Origin of the sequence: uncultured Ruegeria sp. (assembly GCF_947497005.1) — a bacterium.
In the GTDB taxonomy this organism is placed as follows: Bacteria; Pseudomonadota; Alphaproteobacteria; order Rhodobacterales; family Rhodobacteraceae; genus Ruegeria.
Map to the genome: position 1 here is coordinate 74,695 of NZ_CANMFF010000010.1, position 22,254 is coordinate 96,948.

A 22,254-nucleotide genomic window follows, 5' to 3' on the forward strand; every position below is an offset into this window, starting at 1 on the left:
AACTTAGACTTCGATTCATATGGAAGAGCTGAAAAAGTCTAAATCTGATGATGATTCCAACATCCAGGATGTTTCAAGTCCACTACTTTGAAAGGGTAGGTCATCAGGTCCGAAACAAGATCAACCGTCCAAACTTGTAAGTGTTGAAGGTGTCCGACAAGGTTTGCCATCACGCTAAATTAAACTCAAATTACCAATACCTTGCCGTGAATCTTAAGGCGTTGCAGATCCCATGCATGTTAGAAAATTGCGCGATAGCCGCATTCAGACACCCCAGGTGTCCGACAAACGATATCCACCCGGCCATGGGTCGTCAGGATCCAACATATGCTGATGAATGCCAGTAATCCAGCCACGACCGCTGATTTCTGGAATGATCGCCGCGCGGTCACCCACTTGCGCAGTGTCAACAATCCGGCCAGCGAACCGCGATCCGATGATCGAGACAGCCTCGAAGGTTTGGCCGGGTTGCATCAACCCTTTTGCCGCCATCAGCGCCATGCGGGCTGACACTGCTGTACCCGTCGGTGAGCGGTCTACCTTGCCCGGCTGGATCGCCACGGCGGATTTACTGGCTAGCCCGGTTTGTGTTTCACTCAGTGGCCCGGAGAATGCACAAAAGGAAATGTGATCCCAATCCGTGTTTTCGGGATGCGAGAACCCAAGCTGCTCATTGGCTGCGTTTGTGATCTTTACCCCCAACCGGGCTATATCGCGTGCCTCATGTTCGACGATTTCGAACCCGAGTGCCTGAGCATCGACGACAACGAAACTGTCACCGCCATAGGCGGTATCAACCGTGAACGTGCCAACGCCCGCCACTTCGAGCGGGACTGACAGCTTGTCGGCGAAACTGGGCAAGTTCTGTACAAAGATGCGTTGTGCCTTGCCGTCCCGGCATTCCGCCCGCACCCGGACCAATCCGCCTGGAGCCTCAAGCACCATATGGGTTTCAGGCTCTTGCATTGGAATGATCCCACCATCCAGCAACACGGTTGAAACACAGATCGAATTTGAGCCGGACATGGGCGGCGTGTCTTCTGGCTCCATGATGATCCAGGCTGCGTCTGCCTTAGGGTTTTTGGGTGGCACCAGAAGATTGACATGCCGGAACACACCGCCGCGCGGTTCGTTCAGCACAAAGTTGCGCAGGGTCTGGTCCTGTGCAATGAAACTACGCTGTGCCCAGAGGGTGTCGCCTGGCGGTGGAGCGACGCCCCCGACGATGACGTCCCCGACTTCACCTTCGGCGTGGGCCGAAATCACATGTACGGTTTTGCTGCTGCGCATTTTGTCCCTCAGCTATATTGTGCGACAGGCGCGCCCAGCGTGTCGAGTATCGGTGTGATGCCCAGACCGGGCCGATCCGAGGCGGTCATCCGGCCATTCACTCGCTCTGGTGCGCCCTCGGCGATGTCAACCGTGCCATAGGAGTTGAAATCGGTGGCCGAGAACGTGAACTCGGACGGTGTCGACCGAGCCAGATGGGCGATGGCGGCTGTGGTGATGTCGCCACCCCAGGTGTCTTCGATGGTCATCGGGATACCATGTGACACGCACAAATCCCGCATAAGCCGCGCCTTGGTCAAACCGCCCACCTTGGAGATTTTGAGGTTGATCACATCCATCGCGTCTTCGGCAATACCGCGAACCAGCGTGTTGGGCGTGTCGATCACCTCGTCCATCACAAACGGCAGCGCGGTGCGGCGACGGATCGAGACGCATTCCTCATAGGTCAGGCAGGGCTGTTCCACATAGACATCCAGACCCGAGATTGCGCCCACCACGCGGGCAGCCTCGTGCCGGGTCCAGCCGGTATTGGCATCTGCCACCAGCAGGTCGGTCTTTTTCAGAACCGCTCGGGTGGCGTGAATACGGTCGATATCGTCATTGGCCTCACCGCCTACCTTGAGTTGGAACTTGGTGTATCCTTCAGCCGCGTAGCCTTCGATCTTCTTCGCCATGATTTCGGGCGCTTCCTGACTGATCGCACGGTAGAGCGCCACATCATCCTGCGCGCCGCCACCCAGCAGCGTGTAAAGCGGTTGGCCCGTGGCTTTGCCCAGCAGATCCCAACAGGCAATATCAACCGGTGCTTTGGCATAAGGATGGCCGCGCAGGGCTGCATCCATCGTGCGATTGATCTGACCGATATTTAGCGGATCCTGCCCGATCAGATGCAGGGCAAGTTCCGCCAGTCCCGCCCGAACGCCAAGCGCGAACGAAGGAAGGTAGGCCGATCCCAGCGGACAACACTCGGCATAGCCTTTCAGACCCTCGTCAGTGATGATTTCCAGAACGGTGCTGTCGAATACTTCGACATAGTTGCCATTGGACCAGCTATAGCGGCCTTCTTTCAGCGGCAGATCCACCTGGTATACATTCAATGCGGTGATTTTCATGCGGTGTTCTCCAGATCAAAAACGGGTAGATGCATAGGGTGTCATGTCGAGTGTCGGCTTGGTGTCTGTGATCAGATCGGCGATCAGGTCTGCCGTGCCTGCGGATTGAGTCAAACCCAGATGGCCATGCCCAAAGGCATAAAGAACCTGCGGCGCGCGGGCCGAGCGGTCGATCACCGGCAGGCTGTCAGGCAGCGAAGGGCGAAAGCCCATCCATTGTGTGCCACCTTCAAGGTTGAGGTCAGGCATGAAACGCCCGGCCTTGGCCAGCAAGGTATCGGCGCGCTTGAAATTGGGAGCCAGTTTCAGGCCCCCCAGTTCGACCGCACCGCCGATGCGCACACCGCCGTTGATCTTCGTCACCACAAACCCGTGCCCTCCAAATGTCAGATGGGTGCGCAGGTCAAAGGCCCCTTCGGGCAGAGTGGTGTTATAGCCGCGCTCTGTCTCAAGCGGGATGTGATCGCCTAGGATTTTCGTCAATTGGTGAGACCAGGCTCCGGCAGCCACGACCACTTGTCCGGCAGCAACTTCACCAATGGTGGTGGCAAGGTGTACACCCAAATCGGTCGGTGTAAGCTCGGTAATCTCAGCGATCTCGATCCGTCCCCCGCGTGCGGAGAATTGCTCGGCCAGATAGCTGGTCCAGCGGGCCGGATCTACTGTGTTCGTCCAACTGGGCGTAAAACCTGCATGGGTAAATCTCCGGTGAAGTCCAGGCTGAATTTCGGCAATCGCGTCGGGGCCGTCCAGCAGATCAAAGGGGATGCCATGATCGTTGAGCAGGTCCCATTTGGGCAGACTGGCGCAGAATTCGCTTTCACTCTCGAACAATTGCAATTGGCCTTCGCGCTGCATCAGCGCTTCGCCATCCACATCCGTGATCTGTCGCTCAAGCGCAGCGCGGCTGTGATCCATCAGCGCGGCCTGCGCAGACAGCGCGGCACCATAGCGATCCCGCCAACTAGCCCGCCAGAACCGCAGCATCCACGGCGCGATGTTCAATGCGTAAGAGGGTGGAACTGAAAGCGGCCCCAGCGGATCAAGCAGCCATTTCGGGGCCTTACGCATGATCCCCGGTGTGGCTAAAGGCACGATATCTGCAAAGGCAAATGCTCCGGCGTTGCCTTTCGAGGCCCCGGCGCCGATGCCTTCGCGATCCAGAACCAGCACCTGCCTGCCGCGCTTTTGCAATTCCAGCGCGGTGCTGATCCCGATGATGCCAGCGCCGATCACAACAATATCCGTTCGGGTGTCTTGCGGCATGGCCAGATGTTCTCAGATTGTGGTTCAGTTCCTAGGGCCGGATTGCGCCGGTCCCCAGTCATTATGTCAAAGAATAATCCCGTGGCGGAACGGATCGTTCTGCGCGAAAATCAATTTCCCTTCGGCCATGATATGTGCCTGCCCGGTCAAGGTTGGAATAACACCACCATTGAGGCCGGGCTGATAGCTCAACCGGTAAGGGCTGCCGATCACGCTTTCCTGCACGATCTCTTCCCCCGAGGCCAATACTCCATCCGCCGCCAGACACGCCAGACGCGCCGAGCTGCCGGTTCCGCATGGGGATCGGTCATATTGATCGTCCGGGCACAGAACAAAGTTTCGGCTATGAACGTTTTTGTTATGGGATTGATCCTGCAGGATCACGTGATCCACCGGTTCCCCGTTTTCACCCAGCACGTCCTGAGCGATACACGCTTCGCGGATGGCAATAGTCAGATCGGTCAAGGCACGGATATTGCAGGGATCAACTGCTATCGGACTGGGATCGACAATGAAGAACCAGTTGCCACCATAGGCCAGATCGCCAGTCACTTTCCCATGGGCTTCGACATCGACCGATACAGAAGCCTTTACCCGGCGGCTTTCGATATTGGTAACGCGCACAGTATTGGCATCCAGCAGGTCCACCGAGATGACACCAGCCGGGGTTTCGACTTTGTGCGTACCCGGTCCGATCCGGCCCAGATGCGCCAGAGTGACCCCCAGACCGATGGTGCCATGTCCGCACATGCCTAGAACTGCATCCGCGTCGAAATAAATCACGCCGGTCTCGCATTCTGAATCTTCGGGTGCGACCAGAAGCGCACCAACCATGCCGGGTTGGCCACGCGGCTCCAGCAGAACCGACTTGTAGAACGCCTCATGCTCGGTGGCGAAGCGATGTGCACGCTCGGCCAACGGGCCCGACCCCAGATCGGGGCCGCCGTCGAGGATCACCCGCGTGGGCATTCCCCCGGTATGGCTGTCGATCACACGCATTCAGCTATGACCCCACCCTGGCTGGACCAATTGGTGAACCAGGTGCGGAACAGGCTGTATTGCTGTTCGCAATAGTTGCGCTGCGCATCTGTCAACTCGTCGGTTTCGTTGAAGTGCAAGCGGTATTCCTCTTCGCCGTTCAGAACCAGCAGGTGTTTGTAATACAGCACCAGATCGGCGCCTTCGTCAAAGCTGGCCAACACGCCAAAGGCTTCTTCAAGCTCGCGTGCACGCAGGCGGGCTTCGGCGTGGCCTGCCGCTGCCTTTTGACACAAAGCCGCGAGCAGAAGAGCCTCTTTGGGCAAGGCGGTACCAATACCGGTGATCGAGCCGGTGGCGCCGCAATTGACAAAGCCATGATAAACCTCGGTGTCCACGCCGACCATCAGTGTAACCTGATCGTCTTTCGAGGTGATGTGTTCTGCCGCATAGCGCAGATCGCTTTTGCCGCCGAATTCCTTGAACCCAACCAGATTCGGATGATCTGAACGCAATTCCAGGAACAAATCGGCACGGGTGGCGAAACCGTAAACCGGGCTGTTGTAAATGATAGCCGGGATGTCCGGCGCAGCTGATAGGATCGCCTTGAAGTGGTTGCGTTGTGCCCCGATGGACGATCCGCGAGACAGCACACGCGGGATCACCATAAGCCCTGCCGCGCCAACCTTTTGCGCATGCGCGGCCAGCGCCACGGCGGATTTCGAGTTTATCGCACCGGTGCCGACGACAACAGGCAGGCCTGCATCGATCAAACGCTCGACGCCTTCCATGCGTTCGGCATCCGACAGCAACGGCCAGTCGCCCATCGAACCGCAATAAACAACAGCGGACATACCTGCCGCGATCATTTCTTTACCTTTTTTTACCAAAGCATCGAAATCCGGTGTCCGGTCGGCTTTGCACGGTGTCATCAGGGCTGGCATGGTGCCGGTAAAGATATTCTTGGACATGAAGATAACCTTCCTCAGTGTTTCAGGTGGGCCGAGATGCTTAGCGCACATTGGCCAGGAATTTGCGTGTGTGTTCGGACTGTGCATCGCCGAATATCTGCCCGGGCGGACCAATCTCTTCCATCACACCCTGATGGAAAAAAGCAACCCGGTCGGATACATCGCGGGCAAAGCCCATCTCGTGCGTGACACAGATCATGGTCATGCCCTCTTCGGCCAAAAGGCGCATGGTGTCGAGAACCTCGCCCACAAGCTCTGGGTCCAGCGCCGAGGTCGCCTCGTCAAACAGCATGTATTCGGGCTCCATCGCCAGCGCGCGGGCGATGGCCAGACGCTGCTGTTGGCCACCCGAAAGGGCCGAAGGGTAGACATCCAGCTTTTCGCCCAAGCCAACATGGATCAGCTGCTTGGCGGCGATGTCGCGAGCTTCGGCCTTGGACTTTCCTTTGACGATCTTAGGCGCCAGAGCAACGTTTTCCAGTGCGGTCAGGTGGGGAAAACTGTTCCATTGCTGAAACACCATGCCCAGCTTTGTACGCAGCTTGTTGATGTCGGTGCCCTTCGCATGAACGTCGGTGTCATCGACAATGACCGAGCCTTGCTGGATCGGTTCCAGACCGTTGATGCAATAGAGAAGGGTCGATTTGCCGGAACCCGACGCGCCGATCACTGACAGGACCTCGCCGTTCTGCACATCCAGATCGATGCCTTTTAGCACATGCAACGCGCCGAAATACTTGTGCAGGTCGCGAATTTCGATCATTGGGCCCACCTTCTTTCAAGAGACGCTGAGTAGCGCGAAATCGGATAGCTGAGCGCGAAATAGAACGCGCCTGCGATTGACAGGATCAGGAACGGTTCCTGAGTGCGGGTGATCAGAATTTGGCTGGCTTTGAGCAATTCGACATAGCCCAGCACAGAGACCAGCGCGCTGTCCTTCATGACGCCTAGTGCTACGCCAACCCATGCCGGGAACACTGCGCGCCCGCCTATCGGGAAGACGACATAGCGTAGATCCTGCCAATAGGTCATGCCCAGACTGCGCGCAGCACGTCGCATCGGTGCGCCGACCGCTTCGATCCCGCCGCGCGCGACATTCGCAACCAACGCTGCCGTATAGATCGACAAGATCACCACACCCGAGGCGAACGGATCCAGATTAAGCCCGACAATCGGTGCAAAATTGTAAAACAACACCAGTTGGATGATCAGCGGGACCGAACGAAAAATATCCAAAAACGGTGCAAGAGTCAGGGTTGCCGCCAGTTTACCTTCGTACAGGATCCAGCCGCACACCACGCCAAGAACCGTTCCGATGGAAATTGACAACATTGAAATCCAGAGCGTCCGCAGGGCGGCCTCGCCCAGAAACCACAGATCATTGACATTGAAGCCGCTGAAAAAGCTGACAGTTGGTTCCATCAAAGCCTCCCTCAGTAGCGAAAGAGCCGGGCCGCCAGCAGGCGTGAGGCTCCGAGGATAATTTTGACGATCACGTAATAGATGACTGCGGTGACGGCGAAATATTCAAAGATGCGGAAGGTGCGCGAGGCAAAGAACTGGGTCTCTCCCGACAGTTCCCGGAAGCCGACCAGCATACCCAGAGACGACATCAGCACGGCCCAGACCATCTGGTTGGTGATCGGGTGATAGACGATGCGAAACACCTGCGGGATTACCACGCGGGTATAAGCCTGCCACGCGGTCATGCCCAGCGAACGCGACGCGCGCAACTGCGTTTCGGGGACGGCCTGAAAACCTCCACGAAAATTTTCGGCCAGATACCCGGCGCAATTAAAAGTCAAACCCATCAGAACGATGAAGTAAGGCGACAGGTGCAGGCCGAACGCGCCAAGTCCAAAGCCGAAAAAGAACAGCTGGAACAGGGCAGGTGTATTGCGAGCCAGTTCGACCCAGGCCGAAGCGAACCAGTACAGCGGCCCCTTCAGGTGCAGTCGCGTCAGCGCCAGACACAGGCCGATGATGATGCCCAGGATCATAGCCAACACCGAAACCTGCAACGTCAGCAGCGACGCCTCAAGCAGGTCCGGCAGGTTTTTCATGACCGGTCGCCAGTGGAAATTATAGTCGAACACGGGTTTCCCCTCCGATATCCCTTAAGCCCTTCGCCCGGATGAAACCGGACGAAAGGATGTTTTGGGATGGGATCAGTACATCACACCGGGAATGCGCAGCTCGGGCGCTTCGCCGCCGACATATTTGCCCCATAGTTCCTGATAGCGGCCCGAACGCACTTGATGAGTTACGAACAGGTTCAGGAAGTTCAGCCAGGTGACGTCCTGTCGTTTACCAACGACCGAGGTGTAATCGGTGGTCCAGGGCATACGCGGTCCGGCAAGCACGGTTTCATACTGCTGGGTGATTGGCAGAACGGCGGTGTTGGTGGTGATGCCAATATCGGCCTTGCCCTGCGCAACTGCCAGAAACACTTCATTTTCGGATTGGTAACCCTGATAATTGCCTTCTTCGCCCCATTCGGCAGCGATCTTTAGCCATTCCTGCTCGGGCACGGTTCCAATTGCGGCGGCCACGCGTTTGCCACGGATATCTTCGAAGGTTTCGATGCCGCTGTCTGCGTTCACGACGCCCTGCGCATAGTAGATTGCATAGGGAATGGTAAAGCCCACAGTCCGCGCCCGTTCTAGGCTGTCCGAGGTTGCCCCGAACACGACATCAGCACGACCGGTCACGATAACAGGCAGGCGTTCCGCCCAGGTCAGCGGCAGGATCTCTGTCTCAACCTCAAGCGCCGCAGCCAGATCATTGCAGTACTCAACGTCAAAACCTGCTGGTTCGTTATTGGCGTCACGATAACCAATCGGCGGAAAATCCAGCACAACGCCACAGCGTAAAGTGCCACGATCCACGACCTCGTCGAGCGTGTCCGCCATCGCTGGAACTGCTGTGAAAGTAGTGAAGGCCGCCAACGCGACGATTTTCTTGAACATGTGATCCTCCCTGAATCAAACGATGCGTGCACGAGTAGAGGATATTGGATCCAACATCCAGTATTTTTTTCGATACTGTTATCGGAGCATGTTTTTTCGCAGGTGCCAGCCAGATCACCGCTTGTTCCAAAGCACCATCAATTCATGCGTTTCACATCGTTTTCTGACCCTTACGCTTGGATTTCATTGACCACTAATCGCCATTCAGTTCGGTCATCACCGAACAACGAAGCATGTGCCAAACGGCCAGTTTCGGTTAAGCTGTGATATGCAGTTTGAACCAAGACTTGATATCATCGGAGCCGCACTTGCGGACTCGAGCCGCGTTCGCATCCTGTGTGAGCTTATGGATGGCAGGTCGCACACAGGCAAAGAGCTTGCATCTGTCGCGGGCATCGCTCCTAACACGGCAAGTGAGCATCTTTCGAAGTTATTGGATATTGGTATGATCACGGCCGAAAGAACTGGCCGGTGTATCTATTACCGCATCGTTAGCGATGAGGTTGCAGAAACTCTTGAACAGATGTCAGCGTTGTCGCCCACTGATCATCTGTATCGGGGTCGCAACCGCCAATGTCCGCCGGAATTGATCGCGCGGACATGTTATAATCACATTGCCGGCCGTCTTGGCGTTTTAATGGCCAAGCGATTGATGGACCGAGGATGGATTTCCGTCGAAGGGGCGACTGCAGCGGTGACCCAAAGCGGAACCGAGCATCTGAGGCGTATTGGGTTTTTGTCTGATACCATGCCGTTTCTTCTGGTCAAATGCTGTTTGGACTGGTCGGAACGACGCCACCATTTCTCCGGCCCGCTTGGGAGCAGTTTGCTCAATCATGCGCTGTCACAAAAATGGTTGACCCGTCCGCGCCATGGCAGGGTTTTGCACATCGAACCAAAAGGATTTGCCGCTTTCGACCAGTATTTTGGCATCTCCAGAACCGCACTGTTCCGTCAGGTTGATGCCACCTGAACTTCGGTCGGAACCGAACTGATTAATGTGGCGGATGGCCTATGCCTCCGATCATGTGTTGCCAAAGGAAAGGTGACTCCATGATGATGCAAGTCAAATCCAATCGCTTTGACCTTGAAGAGGGTTTCGAGATTTCCGTGCAGGTTCCGCAACCGCATGCAAAAGCTCTGCTTCAGGCAGTTTATCCTGTAGCCGCGCTTGGCTACGGAGATTACGACCGCGTTTCATTCCAAACTGAGGTCGGCATTCAACGTTTTCGATCTTTGCCCGGAGGGCGTAACGCGGCGACCGATCAAATAGTTGCGGTGCCCTGCGTTGAGCTTTCGTTCTTTCTTCCTGACGAAAAGCATGTTCAGGACGTAGCGGAAGCGCTTTTTGCTCAACATCCTTATGAAGAACCGGTCATTTTGATCCGGTCCGCGCTGCGCACCTTGCACCGGGCCGGGATGGACGAGGACAACCCCAATAAATTCTGGAATCTTCCGGCCGAAGATTGGGTGCCAGAGGTTCATAGAACCGATGTACATAGGTTGAAATCATGACCGCCCATATCGTTTCAGTCTACGGCACCTGAAACGTTCACAAAGATGGAATAGACGCAGGACGTTGCAGTTATGAACAACATATTCCGTCTTGGCCCCCCAAATGTCAGGTTGGAAACAGTGGCCGGCACGAGAATTTTGCCCAGCAATTCGCCGGTTGGGGAAAACACATGCACGCCATCAGCAGCCGAACACCAGATATTGTCGTACGCGTCAACGCGCAGCCCGTCAGGCAGGCCCTGATCGATCTCGGCCAGATCGTGCATGTTCGTTAATCGACCGTCTGGTGAGACGTCATATCCGCGCAGTACCGAAGGCACTGACGGGTCGTGACTGCTGCCGGATTCGGCTACGATCAGCCGGGTTTCATCTGCTGAAAAGGCCAACCCGTTCGGTTGCACGAAGTCGCGTGAAACGGCAGTGATAGTATGGGTGTCAGGCTCCACACGGTAGACGAAACGTCCATCTTGCTCCTGATCCGCCTTGTATCCCTCCAGATTGGACAAAATTCCATAGGTCGGATCGGAAAACCAGATCGAACCATCCGAACGGACCACGACATCATTGGGCGAATTCAATCGTTTTCCATTGTGGCTGTGGGCAATGGTGGTTCGGCTGCCGTCATGTTCGGTTCTCACCAGTGACCGTGTGCCGTGCTGGCAGGTCAGCAACCGCCCCTCCCGGTCGCGCGTGTTGCCGTTGGCGTAATCCGAATTTTGCTGGTACAGGCTGACCCCACCATGGGGCGTCCAGCTATAGATATGGGCGCGGGGTATGTCCGAAAACAGCAACATGTCATGGGCGGGAAACCAGACCGGCCCTTCTGTCCAGACAAGACCCGATGCGATTTGTGTCAGCCCGATATTGCTGTGAATCAGGTCACGGAAACCGGGGCGGATGATATCGTATATCTGTGAACCCGTCATGCGTCATATCCTTTCCGGCTGGCCAGAGTAACCACGCCAACAATCACCAGCCCTGTCAGGATCAGGCGAATACCGGCCCCCAGACCGTAAGAGTTCAGCATCGAAACGATCAGGAACATGAACAACGCCGCCCCCCAGATGCCCGGGACATTCGAATTGCCGCCGCCGATTGACGAGCCGCCGATAACCACAACCGCAATCGACATCAGCATGTATTCGGTTCCCATATTCAGATTGGCCCCGCCCGAGAAACTGGCCAGCAGAAATCCGGTCAGCGCCGCGCAAACGGCCGAGTTGACGTAGATACCGAACCGTACTGCGTTGACAGGAACGCCGCTCAGCCTTGCTGCGCGCAGGTTTTGACCAATGGCGGAAATCCAGCGTCCGGCAATGGAGCGTTCCAGCAACACCCAGGCTCCAGTGGCCAGAATAATGCCCGCCAGGGCGACATTGGGGATGCCCAACGCACCTCCGGTCGCAAACTCGGCCAATGATTCAGGCGGTTTGATGCGTAGGCCCCGGTTCGACCAGATCGCCAGTGACTGATACAAGAATGACGCTGATAATGTGGCGATGATCGGCGGGATGCGCAGCAGTAGTATCAGTATGAAGTTCACCAACCCGCAGCCTATGCCGACACCGATAGCCACCAGAAGCCCGGGCAGGATCAGTGCCGTCTGTGTATCCATGAATTTAAGGGCAAGCGTAGCCGCCAGTGTCATTGTGGCCGGGATCGACAAATCAATGTTGCCTGGGCCGAGCGTGATCACAAGCATCTGTCCTATGCCGACGATGGCCGAGAATGATGCGAAGGTCAGGGCCGCGTAGAACAACGATCCTGCATCTGAACCGGCAATCATGCTGGTGGCGGCAAAGGTCAGCGTCGCTGCGAGATAAGCCCAGAGCCATGGTTTTTGTAGTACGGTACGCGCAGGGTTTGGACGAGCTTGAGTGAGGACGGTCTTGTCGGTCATGCCGCAGCCTCCTTGCGGAGAAACAGGAGTCGTACAGCCAAGACAAGGATCAGGATCGCGCCTTGCGCGCCGATTTGCCAATCGGGCGACAAGCGCAAGAAAGACAGGAAGCTGGCCGCAAGGGTTAGGGTCAATGCGCCGATAACGGCCCCAAATGGGGATATCCGCCCGCCGACAAACTCTCCGCCGCCAAGAATGACACCTGCAATGGATAACAGAGTATAACGAAGGGCGATGTTGGCATCTGCCGCTGTGGTCAACCCGACCAGACACATGCCTGCCAGAACCCCGAACAGACCTGCCAGCCCATAGGCGGCCGCACGCAGGCGGACCACGGACCAGCCAGCGCGTTCCATTGCGCGTTCGTTACCTCCGACGCCTTGGAGGATAACTCCAACCCACGACCGCTTGATCAGCAAATGCACCACAAGGGCAATGACCAAAGGTGCAATCACTGCGATCGGTATCAGAGGTGTCTTCAGGCCCATAAGGGTTTTCAGCCACTCGGGTGAGGCACCTCCGGGCGAAGGAAGGATCAGAACAGCCAATCCGCCCCAGACAAAGGACATGCCAAGCGTCACGACGATGGCCGGTAGACCGCGCAGTTGGATCAGTGCGCCAAGTGCGGCATAGGCAAGGATTGCGGTGGCCAAAATGGCATAGCCCAGCAGCGGGGTATCATGCACAAAGGTCGCTGTCACACAGGCGCAAAAGCTGACGAAAGTTCCGACGGATAAATCGATATCGTTGACCATTATGATCATCATCTGCGCGATCGTTGCCAGCGCCACCGGGATCGCAAGATTGAACAACAGATTTAGGCCAAAATAGCTCATCGCGCGGGGCTGCAGGTAGAACACGGCACCAAGCAGGACGGCCAGAGACATCATAGGCAGCAAAAGACGCAAACGGTCGCTGGTCATTCGGCGGCCTCCTGCATTTCAAACGAAGCATGCAATATGCTCTCCTCGGTGATCTCATCACCGGTTAGTTCCGCCGCAATTTGTCCAGCGCGGAACACAAAGACCCGGTCGCATTCGAGGATCTCGTCGGTCTCGGTTGAATACCACAGGAAGCAGCGCCCGTGGGCAGCCTCGTCCCGGATCATTTGATAGACATCTTTCTTGGTGCCGACATCGACGCCTCGCATCGGATCATCCATGACCACAACTGGGGCCGTCGAGGCCAATGCACGGGCAAACAAAACCTTTTGCTGGTTGCCCCCCGACAACGACAGGATCGGGTTCAACAGATTTTCGGTGCGGATACCGATCTTCTCTTTCCAACTTTGCACCAGATTGGCTTCGCGTCCACGATCCACCATCACCCTGGGGCTGAACTCGGGCAGGGTCGTCAAGGACAGGTTTCGCAGGATCGACCAGAGCGGCATCACCCCGTCACGAGCCCGGTCACCGGCGACAAATACCACTTCCGGCTCGCGGGCGGGTTTCCATTTTGGCGCGTGATCGAAGAAAAGCCGGGCCAAAGCTTCGGCCTGCCCGTGCCCGGCAAGACCGGCGAGGCCCACGATTTCGCCTGCACGGGCGTTCAATCCGTTAGCCGCTCGTACGATTTCAGGGCCGAATTCTCGTCGCGACAAGCCATTGTCGGCCGTGTCGGCTTCTGGTGCGACATGCCCCATCGCGTCGACAATGGAACTGCGAGTAAAGGCCTGAGCGGCTTGGTCCTCGACGATCTTACCGTCTTTCATAACGACTATGCGCGTCGAGACCTCAAATATCTCGCCCATCATATGCGAGATGAACAGAACCGCGCCGCCAGCACTGCAGAACCGTTTGATATGATCCAATAGCTGCTGCGCGATGGCTGCGTCCAAAGATGAAGTCGGCTCGTCCAGAATGACAAGGCTGGGTTCCCTGTCGCGGTCGGCGAAGGCAATTGCGATCTCGACCATCTGGCGTTCTGCAATAGTCAGATCGCCCACGGTTGCGCGTGGACGGATGCTGTGACCGGGAAAGACAAGATCCAACGCATCTTGCATCTTTTGCCGTGCTACGCGCCGCCAGCTTCTGCGTGGCATTGTACGGTAAGGAATGCGCAGGTTTTCCAGAACCGTGAGATTGGGGCACAGCGACAATTCCTGAAACACACTGCGAACACCCGCATTATGCGCATTCTGGCTGTTGCGTTGCACGGGGTCTTCACCGCGATACTGCACTTGACCCTGCGTTTGGGCCAGCCGCCCGTTGATCACATTGGCCAATGTCGACTTTCCGGCGCCGTTATGCCCGACCAGACCAATGCACACGCCTGGGCTGATCATCAGCGACGCTGCCTGCAAGGCATGAACAGGCCCAAACGACATATGGACCTGTTCCAGCGTGACAACCGGCGCTGGATCTGCGCCGGGGCCTATTTCGGTGTCATCCATCACAGATTATTTGGCCGTTGCGATCACGTCTTTGGCCTGATCCTGTGTGTATTCCACATTGGCGACCGAGCCTTTGGGCGTGGTTTTCAGTGCCTCGACCAAATCGTCCTGCGTTACTTTCAGGAATGGCACGGTTAGGTCCTTGGGTACGTCATTGCCATCCAGAATCTGTTGCGCGACCCAGAAGGCCAGCGTGCTGACGCCCGGTGCAATCGACAGGGATGTGGTCTCGTACCCGTTGGACGCCTGTTCATCGGCCCACCATTGCAATTCGTCCTGACGGTTGCCCATCACGATGGTCGGCATCGAACGATCCGTGGCCCCGATGGCCTGTGCCGCGCCATAACCGTCGCCGCCCTGGGTTACAACGCCCACGATCTCAGGCAAGCTGGGCAAGATACCGGCAACCGCTTTTTGCGCCACATCCTGCGCCCAATCTCCATGGACTGAACCAACGATTTCGAAATTGCTGTTCTTGACCTCGTCATGAATACCCGCGCTGATTTCGTCGTCGACGAACACGCCAGCAAGCCCGCGGATTTCCAGCAGGTTACCGCCGTCAGGATAGCGCTCGGCCAAATACTTCACCTGCTCGCGACCCATCTGCTGGAAATCTACCGCTATGCGCCAGGCGCAGGGTTCCTGCACGATGCCGTCGAACGACACCACGGTGATCCCGGCATCGCAGGCGGCCTTGACCGCTCCGTTGATCGCCGTCGGAGAGGCTGCGTTTATGACGATGGCGTCATAACCCTGCAGGATCATGTTCTGAATCTGCGCGGCCTGTTCAGTGGCCTGGTTTTCCGAGGTGGTAAACGCATCTGCCGCCGCAACTACGCCCTCGGCAACCGCCGCATCCCCGTTCTTTTGCCAGCTTTCCAGCATCGCCTGTCGCCATGAGTTACCAGCATAGTTATTCGATAATGCAATGCGTTTATCCGACGTATCCGCTTCGGCAACAGCGGCTGTCAGCGTGATGATCCCAGTAGCCGCGCCGAGCATTATGGCCTTCAGTGTCATGTTTTCCTCCCAAAGCGGCTCAATTGCCGCACGTATGATGCACCAGCCCGTCAGGGTCGGCGCGGCAAGGATTCCCCGATCGATGCAATGAGGTAAGAGTAGGACACGCGTAATCATTGCGGATTCCCGCAAATACGTTGCGGTGATCCGCATGGTAGTTGGATCGGACAGGTTATATAATGGACATCGCCTGTCGCGTCAGGCTGGTTTTACAAAGGCACTCTTATGGCCGATCTTGCCTATTACCTACGGATATCGAACCATCTGGCCGGCAACCTGGATATCAAATCCGCGCTGCGTTCTGTCAAATCCGAGATCGATCGAATATTGGAAGTCGATCATCTGGACGTCTGCCTGATAGATGATCAGGGGTATTGGAACACCAGCTATGAGGTTGGCCTGCGCACCAGCTGGAGCCGCACTCGCGCGCCTGTTGAGGTATCGCCGGTGCGGGATATTCTTCGCGGCGATTGTGACAGCCTGTTGACCGGAAACGCACCGGAAGATCCACGCTATGTTTTTGAAGGTGCCGATTGCGAACCCATTCTGAAGCACAACATGCGCAGTAGGGTGAATGTGGCGATGAAAGTGCTTGGCCGCACGATCGGGGCATTGAACTGTTCCTCGCGGAAACCGGATTTTTATGATGGGTATGCGGTGGAACAGGTGCGAAATATTGCAGATATCCTGGCGCCCTATTTCTACGCTTTGCGAGCCAATGAGCAGGCCCGCCGCGAAGCGATCATGCGCACCGAGTTGCAGGCCCGGGAAGAGGGTCTGCGACTTGGCGCGTTGAGCCTGACAGATGCATTGGAGTTGGAGCGCCAGAGGATTGGAATGGATCTGCATGATCAGACTCTGGCAGACATGACGCGGATAAGTCGTGATCTGGAGCGATGCAAATCCCGCGAGGATATTCAGAACCTGCGCAACAATGTGCAGAACTGCATTCAGGGGCTGCGCGAAATTATCGACACCTCCATTCCTTCGCTTTTGGAGTTGTTCGGCTTTCAGCACGCGGTGCGCACGCATTTGGAGCGGGCCATCGGCTTGGGCCGGAATATTGAGGTTGATGTGCGAGATCTGTCCGACGGGCTTATCGATAACCTGCCGCAAGCCAAACGCATTGCCCTGTTCCGCATCGCGCAAGAGGCAGTAAACAATGCGGTCAGGCATGCCAGTGCGAACAAGATCGAGGTTGAGCTGGAATGTCGCGACGGGCTGCATCTGCGAATACGCGATGATGGTCACAGCAAGGCTGCTGTCCAGTCCGAGCAGGCCACGGGCGGGTTGACTCATATGCGTACCCGTGCCCGGCTGATCGCCGCGCAGTTCGACGTCCGATACGATGGCGGGACTGTGATCAGCGTCTGCCTGCCGGTGTCTGAATGTCCGCGAAGTGAGAGGGTCATATGAAGGTTCTGCTGGTCGAAGATGACTCAATGCATGCCAATTATCTGCGGGAACTGGTTCATGACGCTTTGCCGGAGGCAACGGAAGTATCGCTGGCTACCAACGGGCGCGACGGCGAGGAACAGGCCCGGCGGCATGCAGTCGAAGCCATCGTGATGGACCTGCGCATGAAAGAACGCAATGGTATCGAAGCAGCCCGCACCATCTGGTCGGAACGGCCCGACACACGTATTCTGTTCTGGTCCAACTATTCGGACGAAGCCTATCTGAGGGGTATCGCCAGGATCGTGCCGAAGGAGGCCGCCTATGGGTATGTTCTGAAAACCGCAAGCCCTTCGCGCATGCATTTGGCGTTGCGAGCGGTGCTGGTGGAAGCCCAGATCATGGTTGATCGGGAAATCCACCACATACAGCGCAATCAGAGCCGCTCGGGAGAAGAGTTGACCGAGGTTGAACTGGCCATCCTGTCGGATCTGGCATTAGGATTGCCGGACAAGACGATCGCGATACGTCGCAAGCTGGCGCTGCGGACTGTGCAGAACCGGTTGCTGTCGATCTATGAAAAGCTTGATGTCGGTGATCTGCCGCTGAATGGTTTCGACATTGCGATTAACAAGCGCGTGCGTGCGGTTTCCAAGGCAATGACCTCTCAGATCCTGAATCGTGAAACCATTCTTTCGGCGGAAAAAGAGCTGGGGCTGTGGTGGCAACGAACTCAGATCAAGGGGGACAGGTGAAGCGGGTCGGGAGCGCCGACGCGTAAAGTTGGAAAGCAAGTTCTCAATTGCGTCGCAAGAATTCCGCCTGCATTTTTTTGAGAATTCGGTCATCCTGTCACGTAAGGCGAAGCCGGATGAACTTGGCGCCCCTATCGTAACGTACACGAGATGTGCGTACGCGACTTTTCAGGATCGTAAACAGGACTTGCTGCCAGCGTCACCGTTGCCTCCAGCCCCGATCCAAGCACGGTTTGGCGCGAAGCAAGGGTAGAGGAGCGGCTGAGTTCCTTGGTCATTAACTGTCCTTTCTAGTGCCACTCATCCGGCATCGCTGCCTTGCGTTCGGAGATGTACTCTTCCAAAGTTGACCGGATTCCGGAATTCATTTCGGGTTGCTGGTAATCTTCCAGCATCTGACGCCATCGGGTCGAAGCGCGTTGATCCGACGTGAGCGCACCGTTTTCGACCCAGTTCTCATAAGGCCCGGCATCAGAAATCTGTGGCTCGAAATTGGCCGTCGTGTAATGGCGCAGTGTGTGGTTGGTGGACAGAAAGTTCTCGCCGGGGCCGGTCTCAACATAAGCATCCCGGCCAAAGGCTTCGTCGTCGGTATCGAACCCTTGCAGCAGTTTCAGCATCGCGCCGCAATGATCGAGATCCATGATGAACTTCTCATAAGACATCACAAGGCCACCCTCGAGCCAGCCTGCGGCGTGCCAGACCTGATGTGTTCCGGACAAGAGCGTGGCCCACATAGCGTCGGCGCTGTCCTGCATCGCCTGTCCGTCGGGAGCGTTGGACGCCGTGATCTGCCCACCACCAGAGCGCACGGGTACACCCAGCCGTCGTCCAAGCTGGCTCAGGGCCATCGTGGTCATGCCGGCTTCGGGTGACCCGAAGGTCAGTGCACCGCTGCGCAGGTTCATCGTTGAATGGAAGCTGCCAAAGACGACTGGACAGCCAGGCCTGACAAGTTGCGTCAGGGCGATCCCTACCATCGCCTCTGCTAACGTCTGAGCTGCCACCGCTGCCGGGGAAAGTGGCCCCATGGCACCTGCAAATATCGCTGGAGAAACGCAAACACATTGGTTCGCTTCGGCGTAGACACGCAGCGCGCTTGACATAGTATGATCGTAGACCAATGGCGAGTTGACGTTGATATTCGCCTGCATAACCGCATTGTGTTTCATGAAGTCACACCCGAAGATCAGCTTGGCCATTTCGATGCTGTCCAGTGCCCGTTCGGGGGCAGTAACGGATCCCATGAAAGGTTTGGTCGACAAGGTGAGATGCGCCTGCATCATGTCCAGATGTCGTTTGTTTACAGGCACATCGGTCGGCTCTATTACTGTGCCGCCAGAAAGGTGCAGGATCGGGGAGACATAGGCGAGCTTCACAAAGTTGTGGAAATCTTCCAGCGTGGCGTAACGCCGACCTCGGAACAGATCGCTCACAAACGGTGATCCGTAACCCGGCATCAGCACCAGATTATCCCCTCCGAGTGTTACGGTGTTATTGGGATCGCGACCATGAAGATTGAACTCTTCGGGGGCCGTGGCACATATTTCGCGTACTTGCCCCGGCTCAAAGCGCACTCTTTCGCCTTTGATCCTGGCTCCCGCCTGAGCGAAAAAGTCCAGGGCGTGTCGGTCCCCGCGGAATTCAACGCCGATTTCATTGAGTATCCAATCCGCCTGGTCTTCAATTCTTGCCAGAGCCCTTTCATTCAAGAAATTGTAGGCCGGAACCCTGCGCCTATGAAAAATTGGAGTTTCAAGTGGTGCATTGTGCCGTGACAAACGACCACGACGAGTTTTGCGCCTATGACCATCTGATACCGCAGAGTTCGGTGCTGCGTTCAATCTTTCCAACGCGGTCCCTCCGATTTCGCAAGAGCCGAAAGCCAGTTTGCACGTTGTGTCAGCTCTGGAAATCGAAAATTTCTTTTCGCAGCGTCAAAGAAAATTGTACATATGGCTATGCGTACTCGCTTCCGGCATCATGACCTTCTCAGGCTTTTTGTAGAGATTGCCCGCCACTCCAGTTTTTCCGATGCGGCCGGGGCCTTGAACATGACCAAAGGCGCGATCAGCTACCAGATCAAGACGCTCGAGACTGACCTGGGATTGTCGCTGTTTCGACGCACGACGCGCGGTGTGGTTTTGACCGGCGAGGGGCTCAAGTTGCTGGCAGTTTGTCGGATCCCTTACCACGAGATTGAAGACGGAGTACAAAAGACCAAGGACGTCGTTTCGCGCTCGCTGACGGTTGGTGTTTCGACATATTTCGCAGCGCGTTGGCTGTCGCCCAGGCTAATGTCGTTCATGCAGTCACATCAGGATGTGCAGTTGCGAATTCAGCCGATGGTTCAGTTTTCCGAGTTCGAGATGCAAGACGTTGATCTGGCCATAAGGTGGGGGGACGGAAGCTGGAATGATTGTGATGTGACATCTTTCTTGCCGCTGCGTTCATTTCCGGTTGGTAATCGGGACGCCGCAGATCAGGTCGCATCCTTTGGGATAGAGGGCGCAATTTCACGTTTCACCCTCTTGCGGGATTGCGATGACAGCAACGCCTGGTCAGAATGGCTGGAAGTGTCGGAGCTTCCTCAGCAGAGCCGTAGAGATGTGCTTATTATTCCCGATCCAAATGTGCGGGTTCAAGCCGTGATCGACGGTCAGGGAATTGCCTTGATGGATGATCTTGTCACAGGCGAGTTAAACAGTGAAAGCCTGGTGCGACTGTCCAGGATCGAGCTTCCTAATTACGGCTATTTCCTTGTTCGACCGCACCGTATCGCCGCGACGGAAACAGCGCGGGTTTTTTCGGACTGGCTTCTGTCTCAGGTCTGACCGGTGCTCAAAACAGTTTTTGTTCGCGGCGAGACAGGAAAATCCATGTCCGCTTTGATTGCGGCAAGTCAGCCCTGTTCGTTCGGACGTGCATTTGATGGGCCCCAACTCACTTGTCTGGCCGTATCCTGTAATGTCGGAATAGTTAACACGTTTGGGTGGTTTGTTGTCACAGGTCAGGCGGGCTTCGCCAGTCCGATCCAACGTAATCCCGTGTCCCCAAATGCCTGAACAAGAGGTGGGTTTTGGTAAAGCGGGAGCACCGCTGCGTTCGATGATCGAACAGGCGATATACCCATCCATCACCGCACCATTGCAGACTATGTTTCCCGAAGGCGTCATGAACCCATACCCGTCTGCATGTGACATGATCGGGAACATCAGAAATACAAATACCAAACGCATCACCAGATAATATCCTTCTTTGGCGGCCACTGGCCTGGGGAAAAAATGAACAGATTCGCTATGCCAACAACCTGAACGGCTGAACACGCCCTGTCACCATTGACGACTCAGAAAAAGTGGTATGCCGTTAGGACGTGGTGTCACTTGCAGTAAGCGAGGTGATCCAAAGAAACTGTGCACGGACCAGCGAGTATTTCGGCGCATTAACCCGCTCTGACAACCCCGGTTTCAACCCATTTGTCGAAAACGGCCAGAACGGCATCGCAAAAGGCTGCATCGTTGATGTGTGCATCGAGCTCGGTCATCGGTATCCGGCCGGGCATGACCTTGCGTGCCTCGTCCACCATCTCGGCCAGCGCCTGCGGGTCGTGTGCCTCTTCGCCTTGCTTGTCCCAAGCCTCGACGCCCTGAACCGGCAGAAAGAAATGTACAGGTCCGGCCGCAGCTTCCAGCCGTTTGGCAAGTTCCCGAATCCAGGTACGCCGTTCTTTTCCATTGAAAATCGAGCTTCTGATCAGGCGGTTGTGTTCATGGAACGGGCGGTCGGCGTAGTGCTCGGGGATGTCCTGCCAACCTGCAAAATCCAGCAGATCCAGCGCACCAGGTGCCACCATCTGCGGAGTTCCTACTCGCCCGGCATTGGTGACACGATCATCACCACTGGAAACAACGGAACCCGCCATTAGGTTGCCAAACTCCTGCATGCAGAAATCCATCACGCAGGCGAACGCACCTTCGCTGGCCAGCTTCTCATAGGCCATGCCACCCATGCCGGTTGAGTGGAAGACAGCCACTTCAAACCCGCGTTCTTCAAGTGCTGGTTTCAGAGTTTTCATATATCGCAGGCAGGACGATCCCAGGCTGGTCATCCCGATCAGCGGTTTACTGCGATCTGGCGCAATGGCAGATTTGGCAGCTCCGACAACAGCGCCGGCGGCCTGGCTGAGAGAAGACTGGCAAATCGAGTTCATGCCATACAGTCCGCCGGCCCAGAGGATCATCTGAATATCCGGCGCCAACCGATGCGGAGGTATCAGAGGTGAGAAGCTGACCGTTGACACGATGTATTTGGGCACGCCCATAGGCAATGCCTGCGCACAATCCAGCGCCAGGTCCGTGCCCATGGTCCCCCCTGTGGCCAGCATCCCGTCAAACCGACCTTCTGAATAGGCCCGTGCAACAACTTTTGCTGCTCCGGCGGACATTATGCGAAAGGCCTTGTTCTCGTCTCCTTGCGCGATGACTTCTTCAATTGTCATGCCTCCTGCCGCGGCGACGTCGTGTTTTGAGATATCGGTAGGTTCGGACGGATCACCCAGAACCGAAACATCCATGGTCAGCACGTTGGCACCTTGCGCTCTGACCGCTTCTTCGATGAACCGCATTTCAGGTTCTTTCGTATCATAAGTGCCGATCAGCAGGATTGTTTTGTTGGTCATTGGCGCCTCCCTT

Annotated in this window: 21 protein-coding genes and 1 pseudogene; 5 read left to right on the forward strand and 17 right to left on the reverse strand. The window is 56.3% G+C overall.

Annotated features, from left to right (window positions below; genetic code table 11):
- Window positions 1-264: 264 nt before the first annotated feature.
- The 9 genes from Q0816_RS15160 to Q0816_RS15200 all read right to left on the reverse strand — a co-directional run bounded on the left by Q0816_RS15160 (window position 265) and on the right by Q0816_RS15200 (window position 8,586).
- Window positions 265-1,290: a proline racemase family protein gene (locus tag Q0816_RS15160; protein ID WP_298852033.1), complete on the reverse strand. Its 1,026-nt coding sequence runs from the start codon at window positions 1,288-1,290 to the stop codon at window positions 265-267.
- 8 nt (window positions 1,291-1,298) lie between these two features.
- Complete coding sequence (locus Q0816_RS15165) at window positions 1,299-2,402, reverse strand: cis-3-hydroxy-L-proline dehydratase (RefSeq protein ID WP_298852036.1); 1,104 nt, start codon at window positions 2,400-2,402, stop codon at window positions 1,299-1,301.
- A gap of 15 nt (window positions 2,403-2,417) precedes the next feature.
- On the reverse strand, window positions 2,418-3,668 hold the full coding sequence (locus Q0816_RS15170) for an FAD-binding oxidoreductase (RefSeq protein ID WP_298852039.1): 1,251 nt from the start codon (window positions 3,666-3,668) through the stop codon (window positions 2,418-2,420).
- Window positions 3,669-3,734: 66 nt separating this feature from the next.
- On the reverse strand, window positions 3,735-4,667 hold the full coding sequence (locus tag Q0816_RS15175; RefSeq protein WP_298852042.1) for a proline racemase family protein: 933 nt from the start codon (window positions 4,665-4,667) through the stop codon (window positions 3,735-3,737).
- Window positions 4,658-5,617, reverse strand: a complete 960-nt coding sequence (locus tag Q0816_RS15180) for a dihydrodipicolinate synthase family protein (protein WP_298852044.1) — start codon at window positions 5,615-5,617, stop codon at window positions 4,658-4,660. Before Q0816_RS15180 ends, Q0816_RS15175 begins: the two co-directional genes overlap by 10 nt.
- Before the next feature lie 40 nt (window positions 5,618-5,657).
- A complete protein-coding gene (locus Q0816_RS15185) occupies window positions 5,658-6,380 on the reverse strand; it encodes an amino acid ABC transporter ATP-binding protein (RefSeq protein WP_298852046.1) in 723 nt (240 codons plus the stop codon).
- The gene (locus Q0816_RS15190) at window positions 6,377-7,039 is read right to left on the reverse strand and encodes an amino acid ABC transporter permease (RefSeq protein WP_298852048.1); all 663 of its coding nucleotides are present in this window, start codon (window positions 7,037-7,039) and stop codon (window positions 6,377-6,379) included. Before Q0816_RS15190 ends, Q0816_RS15185 begins: the two co-directional genes overlap by 4 nt.
- An 11-nt stretch (window positions 7,040-7,050) precedes the next feature.
- A complete protein-coding gene (locus Q0816_RS15195) occupies window positions 7,051-7,713 on the reverse strand; it encodes an amino acid ABC transporter permease (protein WP_298852049.1) in 663 nt (220 codons plus the stop codon).
- Window positions 7,714-7,785: 72 nt separating this feature from the next.
- Window positions 7,786-8,586: a transporter substrate-binding domain-containing protein gene (locus Q0816_RS15200; protein ID WP_298852051.1), complete on the reverse strand. Its 801-nt coding sequence runs from the start codon at window positions 8,584-8,586 to the stop codon at window positions 7,786-7,788.
- A 268-nt stretch (window positions 8,587-8,854) separates the two neighbouring features.
- Here Q0816_RS15200 and Q0816_RS15205 point away from each other — a divergent pair, with 268 nt between their 5' ends.
- The gene (locus Q0816_RS15205) at window positions 8,855-9,559 is read left to right on the forward strand and encodes a helix-turn-helix transcriptional regulator (protein WP_298852053.1); all 705 of its coding nucleotides are present in this window, start codon (window positions 8,855-8,857) and stop codon (window positions 9,557-9,559) included.
- A gap of 80 nt (window positions 9,560-9,639) precedes the next feature.
- The gene (locus Q0816_RS15210) at window positions 9,640-10,101 is read left to right on the forward strand and encodes a hypothetical protein (RefSeq protein WP_298852056.1); all 462 of its coding nucleotides are present in this window, start codon (window positions 9,640-9,642) and stop codon (window positions 10,099-10,101) included.
- 14 nt (window positions 10,102-10,115) lie between these two features.
- Here the strand turns inward: Q0816_RS15210 and Q0816_RS15215 are convergent, their stop codons facing one another.
- Genes Q0816_RS15215 through Q0816_RS15235 form a run of 5 tightly spaced genes read right to left on the reverse strand, consistent with a single transcriptional unit; the run spans window position 10,116 to window position 15,530 of the window.
- Complete coding sequence (locus Q0816_RS15215) at window positions 10,116-11,027, reverse strand: SMP-30/gluconolactonase/LRE family protein (RefSeq protein ID WP_298852059.1); 912 nt, start codon at window positions 11,025-11,027, stop codon at window positions 10,116-10,118.
- Complete coding sequence (locus tag Q0816_RS15220; protein WP_298852062.1) at window positions 11,024-12,001, reverse strand: ABC transporter permease; 978 nt, start codon at window positions 11,999-12,001, stop codon at window positions 11,024-11,026. Before Q0816_RS15220 ends, Q0816_RS15215 begins: the two co-directional genes overlap by 4 nt.
- Window positions 11,998-12,924 carry an ABC transporter permease gene (locus tag Q0816_RS15225; protein WP_298852064.1) on the reverse strand — a complete coding sequence of 309 codons (927 nt, stop codon included), beginning with the start codon at window positions 12,922-12,924 and terminating at the stop codon, window positions 11,998-12,000. Before Q0816_RS15225 ends, Q0816_RS15220 begins: the two co-directional genes overlap by 4 nt.
- Window positions 12,921-14,393, reverse strand: a complete 1,473-nt coding sequence (locus tag Q0816_RS15230; RefSeq protein WP_298852067.1) for a sugar ABC transporter ATP-binding protein — start codon at window positions 14,391-14,393, stop codon at window positions 12,921-12,923. Before Q0816_RS15230 ends, Q0816_RS15225 begins: the two co-directional genes overlap by 4 nt.
- Before the next feature lie 6 nt (window positions 14,394-14,399).
- Window positions 14,400-15,530: a substrate-binding domain-containing protein gene (locus Q0816_RS15235; protein ID WP_298852069.1), complete on the reverse strand. Its 1,131-nt coding sequence runs from the start codon at window positions 15,528-15,530 to the stop codon at window positions 14,400-14,402.
- A 108-nt stretch (window positions 15,531-15,638) separates the two neighbouring features.
- Between Q0816_RS15235 and Q0816_RS15240 the strand changes: the two genes are divergently transcribed.
- Together Q0816_RS15240 and Q0816_RS15245 are read left to right on the forward strand one after the other, a co-directional pair.
- Entirely contained in the window at window positions 15,639-16,829 is a 1,191-nt protein-coding gene (locus tag Q0816_RS15240) for an ATP-binding protein (RefSeq protein ID WP_298852072.1), read from the forward strand.
- Window positions 16,826-17,563, forward strand: coding sequence for a response regulator transcription factor (locus Q0816_RS15245; RefSeq protein WP_298852074.1), 738 nt, complete (start codon window positions 16,826-16,828; stop codon window positions 17,561-17,563). The genes Q0816_RS15240 and Q0816_RS15245 overlap by 4 nt, the downstream gene beginning before the upstream one ends.
- A 290-nt stretch (window positions 17,564-17,853) precedes the next feature.
- Here the strand turns inward: Q0816_RS15245 and Q0816_RS15250 are convergent, their stop codons facing one another.
- Entirely contained in the window at window positions 17,854-19,416 is a 1,563-nt protein-coding gene (locus tag Q0816_RS15250; protein ID WP_367180503.1) for a trimethylamine methyltransferase family protein, read from the reverse strand.
- A 102-nt stretch (window positions 19,417-19,518) separates the two neighbouring features.
- Between Q0816_RS15250 and Q0816_RS15255 the strand changes: the two genes are divergently transcribed.
- The gene (locus tag Q0816_RS15255) at window positions 19,519-20,397 is read left to right on the forward strand and encodes a LysR substrate-binding domain-containing protein (RefSeq protein WP_298852077.1); all 879 of its coding nucleotides are present in this window, start codon (window positions 19,519-19,521) and stop codon (window positions 20,395-20,397) included.
- Window positions 20,398-20,442: 45 nt separating this feature from the next.
- Here Q0816_RS15255 and Q0816_RS26065 read toward each other — a convergent pair.
- Window positions 20,443-20,802: pseudogene (locus Q0816_RS26065) on the reverse strand (DUF6636 domain-containing protein); the annotation flags it as partial.
- Between the two features lie 203 nt (window positions 20,803-21,005).
- Window positions 21,006-22,241 carry a Tm-1-like ATP-binding domain-containing protein gene (locus Q0816_RS15260; protein WP_298852078.1) on the reverse strand — a complete coding sequence of 412 codons (1,236 nt, stop codon included), beginning with the start codon at window positions 22,239-22,241 and terminating at the stop codon, window positions 21,006-21,008.
- Between the last annotated feature and the right edge of the window lie 13 nt (window positions 22,242-22,254).

Coding starts and splice junctions, on each gene's coding strand:
- Q0816_RS15215 (WP_298852059.1), bottom strand. CDS start 11,027: ATGACGGGTTCACAGATATACGATATCATCCGCCCCGGTTTCCGTGAC.
- Q0816_RS15230 (WP_298852067.1), bottom strand. CDS start 14,393: ATGGATGACACCGAAATAGGCCCCGGCGCAGATCCAGCGCCGGTTGTC.
- Q0816_RS15205 (WP_298852053.1), top strand. CDS start 8,855: ATGCAGTTTGAACCAAGACTTGATATCATCGGAGCCGCACTTGCGGAC.
- Q0816_RS15200 (WP_298852051.1), bottom strand. CDS start 8,586: ATGTTCAAGAAAATCGTCGCGTTGGCGGCCTTCACTACTTTCACAGCA.
- Q0816_RS15170 (WP_298852039.1), bottom strand. CDS start 3,668: ATGCCGCAAGACACCCGAACGGATATTGTTGTGATCGGCGCTGGCATC.
- Q0816_RS15260 (WP_298852078.1), bottom strand. CDS start 22,241: ATGACCAACAAAACAATCCTGCTGATCGGCACTTATGATACGAAAGAA.
- Q0816_RS15165 (WP_298852036.1), bottom strand. CDS start 2,402: ATGAAAATCACCGCATTGAATGTATACCAGGTGGATCTGCCGCTGAAA.
- Q0816_RS15245 (WP_298852074.1), top strand. CDS start 16,826: ATGAAGGTTCTGCTGGTCGAAGATGACTCAATGCATGCCAATTATCTG.
- Q0816_RS15180 (WP_298852044.1), bottom strand. CDS start 5,617: ATGTCCAAGAATATCTTTACCGGCACCATGCCAGCCCTGATGACACCG.
- Q0816_RS15160 (WP_298852033.1), bottom strand. CDS start 1,290: ATGCGCAGCAGCAAAACCGTACATGTGATTTCGGCCCACGCCGAAGGT.
- Q0816_RS15185 (WP_298852046.1), bottom strand. CDS start 6,380: ATGATCGAAATTCGCGACCTGCACAAGTATTTCGGCGCGTTGCATGTG.
- Q0816_RS15210 (WP_298852056.1), top strand. CDS start 9,640: ATGATGATGCAAGTCAAATCCAATCGCTTTGACCTTGAAGAGGGTTTC.
- Q0816_RS15235 (WP_298852069.1), bottom strand. CDS start 15,530: ATGATTACGCGTGTCCTACTCTTACCTCATTGCATCGATCGGGGAATC.
- Q0816_RS15175 (WP_298852042.1), bottom strand. CDS start 4,667: ATGCGTGTGATCGACAGCCATACCGGGGGAATGCCCACGCGGGTGATC.
- Q0816_RS15220 (WP_298852062.1), bottom strand. CDS start 12,001: ATGACCGACAAGACCGTCCTCACTCAAGCTCGTCCAAACCCTGCGCGT.
- Q0816_RS15225 (WP_298852064.1), bottom strand. CDS start 12,924: ATGACCAGCGACCGTTTGCGTCTTTTGCTGCCTATGATGTCTCTGGCC.
- Q0816_RS15190 (WP_298852048.1), bottom strand. CDS start 7,039: ATGGAACCAACTGTCAGCTTTTTCAGCGGCTTCAATGTCAATGATCTG.
- Q0816_RS15240 (WP_298852072.1), top strand. CDS start 15,639: ATGGCCGATCTTGCCTATTACCTACGGATATCGAACCATCTGGCCGGC.
- Q0816_RS15255 (WP_298852077.1), top strand. CDS start 19,519: ATGGCTATGCGTACTCGCTTCCGGCATCATGACCTTCTCAGGCTTTTT.